This window comes from Azospirillum sp. UFLA03-27 (assembly GCF_059803775.1).
On sequence record NZ_JAUQTX010000053.1, the window covers coordinates 20,560 to 31,558 of the forward strand.

A 10,999-nucleotide genomic window follows, 5' to 3' on the forward strand; every position below is an offset into this window, starting at 1 on the left:
GCGCGACGAGCTTGTCGAACTGCAATGGCAGGTTGATGACGCCTCTCCGTCGTGGCCCCGCCGTCCGTCGGTTCTGGTTTTTGGTGCTGCTCGTGACCGATGATCTCCAACGCCACGGGCGGGAGCGCTACGCGTACCAAATCCTCAAGCGTCTCCAGGCCGCCGGTGAGACGCCGGACGAGGCTGAGGTCCACCGGTTGGCGGAGTTCCTGCGTCCCGCCGTGCGCATCGAACAGTGGTGGTCGTGGACCGACACCGCGGACGCAAGCGCTGCGGAGGCCTTCGATCCATTTTCCCTCGTTTCTGTCCGGCTGGCGTGGGATGGTCATTGGCGCGGGCTGCAGCGTCTCAAAGCAGGAAAAAGCCGTAGTCTCAAGCAGATTGGCAGCCTGCACCTTGGCCGAAGTCACGCGGCAATGTCGACGACGATCTTTCCACTGGCGCTTCCATCCTTGATCGCGACATGCGCCTCGTCAGCCTGCTCCAGGGAGAAGCGGCGCGGATCGAGCCGAGGCAGCAGCTTGCCAGATTCGACCAGGGAGGCCGCTTGGCGCAGAATGTCACCGTGATGCCGCATTCCTTCTCCCGTCAGCATAGGAAGCAAGGTGAAGACGCCTGAATAGGTCGCTGCACGGAATGACAGCGGCGACAGCGCGTGCGTCCCCCAGCCCAGGCAGCTGACCACATGCCCGAAGCGCCGGACCGCTTGGAAGGAGGCATCGAGCACCGGCCCACCAGCGGTGTCATAAACCAAGTCGAAGCCGCGGCCTTGCGTGTGACGGGCAACGTACGCTTCGACCGTCTCGGCGCGGTAATCGATGGCGGTGGCGCCCAGCTGCTCGACGGTTGCCTTCTTGTCCGCGGCGTCCGTCGCCCAGACGGCCGCTCCAAATGCACGGGCAATTTGTACGGCCACATGGCCCACACCGCCGGCGCCCCCCTGCACCAGAACCGTTTGGCCGGCTCGGATGCCGGCGCGATCAACCAATCCCTCCCAGGCCGTGATGGTGATCAGCGGCAGCGCAGCCGCCTCACGCATTGTCAGATTGGCCGGCTTGTGCGCAAGCAAGTCGGCCTCGACCGCGGCGTATTCCGCGAGCGAGCCCTGCCGGCCACCGACGCCGCCGGTCATCCCATAGACCTGATCGCCCGCCTTGAAGGCGGTGACTCCGGAACCGACGGCAACGACCTCTCCCGCCAAGTCGATGCCGAGTATCGCCGGGAGCGGGTGCTTGGCGTGCGCCGCGGCGCCGGCACGGATCTTGGTGTCCAGCGGATTGACGCCGCTGGCAGCGATGCGCACCAGCACCTGACCGGGCCCGGCCGCTGGCCGCGCAACATCGGTCAGACGAAACGGGGCGTCGTACGCGTCCAGCACCAAAGCGCGCATTGAGTTGCTCAATTCATGGGACATGATCGTGAACCTTCCGGGGATTTGTGCGTTGCCGCGACTGGTTCAGAGGTTCAGCCAAACACTGCTGTTTGAAAATTAACATTCTTGTTCGCAGGGCATGCATTTCTGTATGATGCGACATGGAGTGGAGCGACCTTCGAGTCTTTCTGGCGATTGCCCGCGAGGGCACGCTCGGCGCGGCGGCTCGACGCATCGGGCAGACCCAGCCGACCATGGGACGACGTTTGCGCGCGCTGGAGAAGGCGGTCGGCCACACGCTGTTCCAGCGAACAAGCGATGGTCTCGTGCTGACGGATGAAGGGATTGCCGTGCTGCGCCATGCCGAGCGCATGGAGGAGGAAAGCCTTGCCTTGGAGCGCGCTCTGGCCGGACAGGGTGGGCGTTTGGAGGGCAACTTACGGGTGTCGTCCTCCGACTGGTTCGGCCTCCACATACTGACACCACTTATTTATGAGTTCACACGGCGCCATCCGGGCGTCACTGTGGAACTGCTGACCGATGCGCGGTTTTTAAGTCTTTCGAGGCGGGAGGCGGACCTCGTGTATCGCATCCGTCCGTTCGACGAGCCGGAGGTGGTCCAGCGCAAGCTGACCCGCATCGAATACGCTCTTTACGGTGTCGCCGGGAGCCCAACGCCGACGGTTGGTGATGGCACAGGCTGCGCATTGGTCACCATGAACGCCACCTTCGGCGGCATGCCGGATGTCGCGTGGCTCCAACGAATGCTCCCAAATGCCCGCGTCGCGTTTCGAAGCAACAACCGCGATGCCCAGGCTTATATGTCTGCCTTAGGCGTCGGACTGGCTGTTCTCCCACGCCCTATTGGGGATGCGTTGGACGGACTGCAGGTCATCGATCTTGGCGAGCCGCCACCAGGACGCGATGTTTGGATCGGCTATCATCAGGATCTTCGCCGTTTGGCGCGGCTGCGCGCCTTGCTCGATCTGACAATTGAGCGTCTTTCGAAAGATTGACACCATGTTCTGCCCGGTCGGCTTTTCCATGGAGGGCTCGCCGCGCCGTGAGCCAACGAGGCGCGCTGGCGCCCGCCGCTGATGTATCCGCAGCGTGTCGTCGAAGAGACCTCGCCCAGCCAAGTCGCGGGGGGGGCACCGGCGGGGCAAGCCCGAAGTGGTCGAGTCGACCCATCGGTCCCCCGTGCTCGCGACCTTAGCAATATCAAGGTTGCCGCTCAGGTCAGGAGTCGATGCTGCCAAGGACGTGTCGCATCCGGACAGCTGGAACTGTCCAAACGTTGTCGGCATCAGACATCGCGCTCCACCCCACCGCTTTGCTCGATCGCGTTGATCAGCCGATGCAGTTTGACGGCGTCTCCGAACGTTGGACTTTGAAGGGTGCCGGACGTCATGTCGGACGCGATCAGTTCGTAGAGCTTCCTCACGTTGCCCGCCAGGACGTTGTCGTCGGCACTGAAGCCCTCGGGTACGGCGATCGGATGAAGGGTCTCGTCTGCTTGCGCGCCCATGAGCTTGAATCCGCCCAGACCTACGTAGCCGACGGGACTCGTAAGCAACAGGTCGCCCCTGGTGCCGTTGATCTCGACATGGAAATTGGTTGCGCGCGACAGCCCGCCACGGAAATGGCATGTCACGAATCCGCCGGACGTGAGCCTGCCAGAGAAAGCTATTTGATCCGCGACGTCGAGCGGGACGACTTCCTGACTCCCCGACATCCGTATCGTCCGACGGCGACGAACCAATGTCCCCGACACGCTCAGGAAGTCTTCTCCGAGAGCGAACAGCAGGGCGTCGATTGTGTGGGCGAACGGCACGTGCAGCATGCTCGCGCCCTTGGACGGGTCCAGGGTGTATCGAAAAGCCTCGTCGAGTTCCTCCCCCCATGTGATTCCTGAACCGATCACCGACGCCGAGAGCACCTCGCCGAGATAGCCCTGTTTTATCAGCTCGCGCATGTGCCGGAGGGTCGGGTTCGCGGGAGTCTGGAGGCCGATCATGGCCGAGACACCTTTCTCGGCGGCGAGCGCGTTCATTGCCTCAGCGTCCCGAAGGTTCATGCCAAGCGGCCATTCGGAAAACACCGACTTCCCGGCTTGAAGCGCTGCGGTCACGAGATGAAGGTGTTCCGGCACCCTCACGGTCACGACCACCAGGTCGACATCAGGATGGTTCACAAGTTCGTCGCTCGATGACACCGCGTGTTCAAAACCGAACTTCTCAGCCGACGCCTTCGCAGTTTCGATCCGGCTGTGGCTCAGGGCGGAAAGTCGGAACTGCGGCAGGTCCCTCAACGCAGGCACATGGGCGGTCGAGGCCCAACCACGGTCGGGGTGAACGCCGATGATGCCAACTCTGATTGGTGCATGGGTCACTGGACGCGCTCCTTGGTCCTGGGCGAGAGAGCGACGGAGGCCCCGGCCGCGGCGAGTGCCGAGGTCGTCTCAATGCCGATACCGCTTGCACCACCGGTGACGATCATCGTCTTCCCCCGAAGGTCGACGCCTCCCAGGACGTCGGAAGCGGTCGAATGGAATCCGAATGGCGATTGGAGCATGGCAGCCTCTTTGCACGCTGATGTCGTAACTGAATCACGGAATGGATGGCTACTCCGTGATCTTGACGAAGCCCTGCTGCACGAGCTGGATCGTGCGAGCCATGGCATCGAGATTGATCTTTATGCGGGGGAGAAGATCGGCATTGCCCCAGCCGTTCACTTTCGCGGTCGCGCCGCAGAGTTCGACCTTGACGCCGACGTTAATCAGGTCGGCCACCAGCTTTTTGTAGGGGTTGCCAGTGGCGATGTTGCGCGAAGCATTGTAAGCCACATCGTTCAACGCGACGTGGCCCGCGTTTGTGTGGAAGACCACGATCACGTCCGACGCCGCTTTCCAGTTCGTGATGTCCGTGGTGATCAATTGAAGATGGAACAGCGCCGCGGGCAGATCGCCTTCGAACTCAAGCCCCCCGATGCTGTGAACTGACTTCACTTCCTTCAGTTCGACCGGAATATCAATGAACAGAGCGCTTTTTGTATCAGACATTGCCGTCTCCTTAATCCGTTGGATTGTCGGCGGACCCGGACTCCGAAGGCGTGGGAAACCTGGGCGAGGAACGCACCAGTATGGGATCGGCGGATGGCCGGAGGTTCCTGCTAGACGCCCGCGTAGACAAGCCGCGTAAAGAAGCCTGGGTCGATGACGAAATTGCCCCACTTGGCATCAAAGGATGCCGTCGGCTTGGCCGCGACCGCTTCGTCCCGCGAGCGCCCCTGGCGCTTCAGCGCGGCGACGTTCTCGCGGATGCTAACGAGCATGTCGCGGAACTCCTGCAACTCAGCGCGGTTGCTCACCGGATTTCCGTGGCCCGGAATGATGATCGTCTTGCCGGTCGACGCGGCCAAGTTCGCATCCGAAGCGGCGATCATCCCGTCGATGCTGCCGCCCGTCGAATAATCGATGAACGGATATATCCCGTTCCAGTAGGTGTCGCCGACATGGAGAACGTCTGCCTCGCCGAACATTACCGAGATGTCGCCGTCGGTATGCGCCGGACCGTAGTGTTTCATGGCGAGCGACTGCCCGTTCAGCTTGAGCGAATGCTCTTTAGAAAAGACGTGCTTCGGCACGCCGCTTCGCTCCAGCGGAACGAAATTGTAATCCCAGTCCTCCACCCGCTGCACCTGCGACAGGTATTTTCGGGTGTTCTCATGCGCGATGATTTTCGCTCCACCCTCGCCGATCCAGGCGTTGCCGTCCGCGTGATCGAAATGCCAGTGGGTGTTGATGAGATGGGTCACGGGCTCCGCGGAGAGCGCGGAGAGCGCCTGCGTCATCTGGGGGCGCGACACGCTGATGCCCGCGTCGACCATGACGAGGCCGTCCTTGCCGGCCAAGACCGCGACATTGCCGCCGGAGCCTTCAAGGATGGTGATGTCGTTCCTCAGTTTGTGGGTGGCGATCACGGACTTGGCAGCGCTGTCCTTGATGAGGCTCACCAAGCCGCGCGCCTCGGCATAGGCCTCGCGTGGGCTCATCCAGCCTCCTGTGGCGGCGAAACTCGCCGCGCCCATGCAGCAAAGGCAAAATCCACGGCGAGAGAGCATGTGTTCGGACGTCATGACAGACCTTTCCGCTGCCGGACTCGTTGAGCCGACGGCTGTCGAACATGATTTGAAAGGTTGAGGGCAGGCATCTCGGCCTGCCCGGGCCGTCACGATCGGATGAAGGCCAGAAGGTCGGCGTTGATCACGTCAGCGTGGGTGGTGAACATCCCGTGCGGATAACCGTCGTAGACCTTGAGCTTCCCGTTCTTGAGCAGCTTGACGGAGAGTTCGGCGGAATCCGCGATGGGCACCACTTGGTCGTCGCTGCCATGCATCACCAAGACCGGAACGTCGATGACCCGCAGGTCATCGGTGAAATCGGTCTCCGAGAAGACCTTGATGCACTCATAGTGCGCGTTCGCTCCGCCCATCATGCCCTGACGCCACCAATTGCGGACCGTGCCTTCGGAGATGACCGCGCCGGGGCGGTTGAAGCCGTAGAACGGGCCGCTGGCGATATCGAGGTAGAGCTGCGCCCGATTGGCCGCCAGAGCCGCGCGGTAGCCGTCGAAGACCTCGATGGGAAGTCCTCCGGGATTCGTTGCGGACTTGACCATCACGGGCGGAATGGCGGAGATGAGGACCGCTTTGGCGACCCGGCCTTTGCCATGCCGGGCGACGTATCTGGTGACCTCTCCGCCGCCCGTGGAATGGCCGATGTGAATCGCGTCGCGGAGGTCGAGCGCTTCGGCGAGCGTGGCGACGTCGGCCGCGTACGTATCCATGTCGTTGCCGCCCGAGGTCTGGCTGGAGCGGCCGTGGCCCCTCCGGTCGTGGGCGATCACCCGGAAACCCTTTCCGATGAAGTACAACATCTGGTTGTCCCAGTCGTCGCTGCTCAGCGGCCACCCGTGGTGGAACACGATCGGCTGCCCGGCGCCCCAGTCCTTGTAGAAAATCTGGGCGCCGTCTTTCGTCTTGATGCTGCTCATGGTCTCACTCCCATCTGCACTGGTTGCGCTGGTTGAATTCGGCGACGCCGCGGCGACCAAGGACTCCAGGGGCAACGTCGTGACGAGGACGGCGGTCGTGCCAATCAAAACGTCCCGTCTGGTCGCGCTGGGTGTTGGAATCGCTTCTTTCGCATTCATGTCTCTTCCCTCTGTCGGGCGGACACGGTTCCACCGGCAACCGGTGGGCCTAAGTCAGACGGCGCGCTTGGCCGCCGTGTTGGCGATTGCGAGGTGGTCAGCCCAAGACTGGAGCTGCCGCCGCCCACTCTTTCCGGGTTGTGGGCGTACCGTCGATCATTTCGACGACGTCCTTGGATTTCGAAAGCGTCGTCATCAACGACTTCGGCCCCTCGAACGGCCTGCCGCCGATATGCCAGCCGTCGGTATGAAGTTCCTCGATGAGGACCCATACCACCTCGCGGAAGGCTTCCGAGCCCTCGAACTTCACCATGACATCGGTCAAGGCCTTGGCCATGGCGTGCTTCTCTTCCGGCGTGAACACGCCGTCGACCAGTTTCACGTTGACGAATGGCATGACATTTTCCCTTTCTTGAGGGGAGCAACGGTGCTGCTCTATTCGGCGATGTCGATAACGATCTTGCCGCTGGAAGTGCGCTTTTCGATTTCGCCGTACGCTTCCGCGACAGTCTCGAAACTGAAGCGGCGGGGGTCGACGAGAGGGGTGATCTTCCCGGCTTCCGCAAGCCGCTTGGCCTCTCGCAGGATCGCCCCGTGATGAGCACGGCCTTTGCCGGTCAGCATCGGTAACAGCGTGAAGACACCCGAATAGCTCGCGGCGCGGAACGACAGGGGAGCAAGAGAATGCGTGCCCCATCCGAGGCAGCTCACCACATGGCCAAAGCGCCGAACAACGTTGAACGCGGTATCAAGCGCCACACCGCCCACCGTGTCATAGACAACATCGAAGCCGTGGCCGCCGGTGTGATCGCCAACATACTCCTGAGGAGTTGCCTGCTCACGGTCGATTGCCGTTGCGCCGAGGCGCTCGATGATGTCCCCCTTCGCAGCTTTGTCGACCGCAAAGACCTCGGCTCCAAAAGCCGCAGCGATCTGGATCGCCATCTCCCCGACGCCACCAGCACCCAGAACAAGCACCTTTTGGCGGGCTTGGACCTGGGCCCGGTCGACCAAACCTTCCCAAGCGGTGATGAAAACAAGGGGGAGCGCGGCCGCCTCGCGCATGCTGAGATTGGATGGCTTCGGCGCGAGAAGATCGGCATCAACCGCAGCAAACTGCGCCAGCGAGCCTTGATGACCGCCCACACCTCCGGCCAACCCATACACGTCGTCTCCGACGGCAAACCGGCTCTCGCCGGCACCGAGGGCCTCGATCGTCCCGGCAAGGTCCATTCCCAGAATGGCGGGAAAAGGATGTTTCGCGTGCGCCGCGTTGCCGTTTCGGATTTTGAGATCCAGCGGGTTGACGCTGCTCGACTTTATCCGAACCAGGACTTCGCCTGCCAGGGGCTGTGGGCGAGCGATGCTGGCCCGAGTGAAGGGTGCGTTGGGCCCATGCAGGACGAGCGCATCCATTACAACGGTGGTCATGTTCGATCCCCCTCAGCCGCGCTTCTGTCGTTCATTGCCGAATGATCGGCACGCGAAGACGATGACCCAAGCAGCCGAAGAGTATCCAGTGAATCGTCGTGAATTCCCGTGCGTCACGTCAAGAGATGATGGAACGAAATTCCAGTCGATTGTTATGAAAATTCGGCGAGAAGAGCCTTCGCAGCTCTCAGATCGGCCGTCTCAAAGCCTTCAGTGAAACGGCGGTATACCTTCGCCAAAGAGCGGTGCGCCGTCGCAACCTCCCCACGTTCACGCAGCAAACGGGACATGCTCATGCTCGTTCGAAGTTCCCACGACAACGCATCCTGCCGTCGTGCGAATTCGACGGACTGTAGAAAACACTGCTCGGCCGAGCTGGAGACAGTGCCGTCTTGCAGCAGGATCTCACCTTTCACACGCAAGAGTTCCGCAATGCACCAAAGCTCTTCCTTTTCCTCGCTATGCCGGATGGCGGCGTCGACAAGGGCGAATCCTTCCGCACTCTGTCCCGCGGATGCCAAACCTTCGGCCAGGAACCCAAGAAACCGGACATTGTAGAGCGTGAACAGTCTTCCCTTTTGGATCTCCTCCAGCGCCGTGCGCAGAAGTGGGATGCCTCGATTTTCATGACCCTGCTTGATCAGAAGTGCGCCTTTCCAGCAGCGGCCGAACACTTCCCAGGGTCCGAGCGCGTTCGTGGCCGCCAAGTCGAGCATGGTTGTGATTGCGAGGTCCGCGGCCGCCATATCGCCAACGTGAATCCAGACAGGACAAGCCCATCGCGCCAGTGCTTCACACAGCGAAATCGCATGGCCCGATGCGCGGGCGGCGTCGACGGCATTCTTCGCGGCCAGGATCGCCTGATCCGGGAAGCCCTGTATCCAAAGGAGTTGGGCAGGCTGAACGCGGGCGGTCACTGATTGCCCAAATCGGAAGCGAACCGAACTGGTTGAGATGGCTTCCGGAGCGGAGATATCGTGCGCAAGCATACGATCCGCGTGGGTGCGAGCGCCCTTGCAATCCCCCATGCAGAAGAGCGTCATGCTCATCATTCGATCGCCGATGAAGCGATCGAGCCCATTGTCCGCCAGTTTCATGAATCGCTGCGCGATGCCAAGTGATTCCCGGTACTCACCCATCCCGACCCGGCAAAGCCACAGACCCCAGAGCGCTTCCGATTGAGCGTCAACATCGTGGAGATCTTCGGCCATTTCCAGGGCTTTGGCGAATGCTGCCGGTGCTTGCAGCGCGAACCCCACCTTGAAAGCTTGTGACAGGCCGAGCGCTTTGTAGAGCTGCATGACTTGGCGCGCCTGCGCATCCCGCTCTGGTCCCGGGCCGATGCTCAGCAAAGCGCGTTTAACGCATCTCAGACACTCGTCGACCGCTGAGAGCTGATACCACAGTGGGATAGCGGCCACGGTTACGGCAAGGCCGACCGCAAGGTCACCCTTGGGTGAGTAGGCCCAGTCCAGCACCATGCGCACGTTGTTGATATGGCGGCTGTACCGCTCCAACCACTCGTCGGCGGGAACCAATTCGATTTCGCCATGCGAGTGTTTGAGAACACGACACAGATATTTGGCCAAACGCAGTATGATGCCATTGAATTCGCCGCGTTGCGAAAGTTTGGCCAACGCGTAGGCACGGGTTGTGTCGAGCAGTCGGTACTGTGCGGTCTTCTGGTGAACATCGACAACGACAAGAGACTTCGAGATTAAATTGGAAAGATGAAGAGGAAGATCGGTGTCAAGACGACTGGCCTCAGTCATGATGGCGGCAATGGCCTCCAGCGTAAACTCACCCGCAAGCACGCCCAGACGGCGCAGAAGCGTCTGCTCCGGGTCCGACAGCGCCTCGTAACTCCAATCGATTGTGGCTTCCAGGGTTTGATGCCTGGGAAGAGCGGTGCGTCTGCCGCCTGCCAGCAGCCGGAAACGATCGTTCAGGAGTTTTGCCACGCCTCGCGTGCCAAAGGCCCCAACCCGCCCTGCCGCCAGTTCGATGGCCAGGGGGATGCCATCGAGTTGGCGGCAGATATCGGCAACGAGAGGCGCCTCACCGTCGTCAAACTCAAATCCGCTGCCGCGGGATATCGCGTGATCAACGAAGAGTTGGACGGCCGGGGAGGTCAATGCCTCTCCGGCAGTCAATCCAGCAGACATCGGAGGCAGGTCCAGGGGCGCCAGCCGATAGACGCTCTCGCCCTCCGCCCGCAAGCCTTCCCGGCTCGTCGCGAGAATTTGGATCTCCGATGTCTGTCGGAGCAGCGCTTCTGCCAGCCGCGCCGTCGCGTCGACAACCAACTCGCAGCTGTCGAACACAAGCAGCATCTGCCGCTCACGCAGATGCGCGATGACGCCGGAAAGAGGGTCCTTGGAACTGTCGGCTAGGCCGAGTGCGGCGGCCAGCGCGCCTGAAACGAGTTGGTCGTTCGCCAGCGGGGCCAGATCGAGAAAGCACACGCCGTGCTTATACGAGGACAGAAGTTGTTCAGCGACGGCGACACCGAGTGTGGTCTTGCCAATACCGCCTGGTCCCACGATGGTTGTAAGACGGTACCGCTGAAAGCGGCCTCGCACGGTCTTGATGGCGTCTTCCCGCCCGATTGGCGATCTCAGAAGCCGTGGAAGGTTGTTCTGGGCGCTCGCCGCCTCGGCTCCGTCTGCGAGGATAGAGGATGAGATCGGCGCCACGAAGCGGTAGCCGCGCCCCGGAACGGCCACTATGAAATGGGCTGCGCCCCCGGAGTCGCCAAGAGCCTTGCGAAGCAATGCTATCTGCGCCCTGAGGTTCGACTCTTCGACGATGGTGTTCGGCCACGCGCGCGTGACCAGCTCGTCCTTCGTGACCAACTCCCCAGCCCGATCGGCCAAAGCAATCAAAATGTCGAGTGCCCGCGAACCTAGAGCATTTTCCAGTTACTCCGGTTCATAGCCGGCGGCGGTGAAGTAGTTGGCGCATTCGTTGGGAGGGAACTCAT

The 10,999-nt window shown here is 61.7% G+C and carries 10 protein-coding genes; 1 reads left to right on the plus strand and 9 read right to left on the minus strand.

Annotated elements, in window-relative coordinates; all coding sequences use genetic code 11:
- Positions 1 to 406: 406 nt before the first annotated feature.
- Entirely contained in the window at positions 407 to 1,414 is a 1,008-nt protein-coding gene (locus tag Q4I23_RS10800; RefSeq protein ID WP_498526233.1) for a zinc-dependent alcohol dehydrogenase family protein, read from the minus strand.
- A gap of 119 nt (positions 1,415 to 1,533) precedes the next feature.
- On the opposite strand from Q4I23_RS10800, the gene Q4I23_RS10805 reads away from it, so the two are divergent.
- Positions 1,534 to 2,388: a LysR family transcriptional regulator gene (locus tag Q4I23_RS10805; RefSeq protein ID WP_498526234.1), complete on the plus strand. Its 855-nt coding sequence runs from the start codon at positions 1,534 to 1,536 to the stop codon at positions 2,386 to 2,388.
- Between the two features lie 290 nt (positions 2,389 to 2,678).
- Here the strand turns inward: Q4I23_RS10805 and Q4I23_RS10810 are convergent, their stop codons facing one another.
- From Q4I23_RS10810 to Q4I23_RS10845, 8 genes are all read right to left on the minus strand, one after another.
- A complete protein-coding gene (locus Q4I23_RS10810) occupies positions 2,679 to 3,764 on the minus strand; it encodes a Gfo/Idh/MocA family protein (RefSeq protein ID WP_498526235.1) in 1,086 nt (361 codons plus the stop codon).
- Complete coding sequence (locus tag Q4I23_RS10815; protein ID WP_498526236.1) at positions 3,761 to 4,054, minus strand: SDR family NAD(P)-dependent oxidoreductase; 294 nt, start codon at positions 4,052 to 4,054, stop codon at positions 3,761 to 3,763. Before Q4I23_RS10815 ends, Q4I23_RS10810 begins: the two co-directional genes overlap by 4 nt.
- A complete protein-coding gene (locus tag Q4I23_RS10820; RefSeq protein WP_498526237.1) occupies positions 3,996 to 4,433 on the minus strand; it encodes a DsrE family protein in 438 nt (145 codons plus the stop codon). Before Q4I23_RS10820 ends, Q4I23_RS10815 begins: the two co-directional genes overlap by 59 nt.
- Before the next feature lie 110 nt (positions 4,434 to 4,543).
- On the minus strand, positions 4,544 to 5,509 hold the full coding sequence (locus Q4I23_RS10825; RefSeq protein ID WP_454019394.1) for an MBL fold metallo-hydrolase: 966 nt from the start codon (positions 5,507 to 5,509) through the stop codon (positions 4,544 to 4,546).
- Positions 5,510 to 5,601: 92 nt separating this feature from the next.
- Positions 5,602 to 6,426, minus strand: coding sequence for an alpha/beta fold hydrolase (locus Q4I23_RS10830; protein WP_222071011.1), 825 nt, complete (start codon positions 6,424 to 6,426; stop codon positions 5,602 to 5,604).
- Positions 6,427 to 6,682: 256 nt separating this feature from the next.
- Positions 6,683 to 6,982: a tautomerase family protein gene (locus Q4I23_RS10835; RefSeq protein WP_149272682.1), complete on the minus strand. Its 300-nt coding sequence runs from the start codon at positions 6,980 to 6,982 to the stop codon at positions 6,683 to 6,685.
- A 38-nt stretch (positions 6,983 to 7,020) separates the two neighbouring features.
- A complete protein-coding gene (locus tag Q4I23_RS10840) occupies positions 7,021 to 8,016 on the minus strand; it encodes a zinc-dependent alcohol dehydrogenase family protein (RefSeq protein WP_498526238.1) in 996 nt (331 codons plus the stop codon).
- A 152-nt stretch (positions 8,017 to 8,168) separates the two neighbouring features.
- Positions 8,169 to 10,937 (minus strand): ATP-binding protein, encoded by a 2,769-nt coding sequence (locus Q4I23_RS10845; RefSeq protein ID WP_498526239.1) that lies wholly within the window; start codon positions 10,935 to 10,937, stop codon positions 8,169 to 8,171.
- Between the last annotated feature and the right edge of the window lie 62 nt (positions 10,938 to 10,999).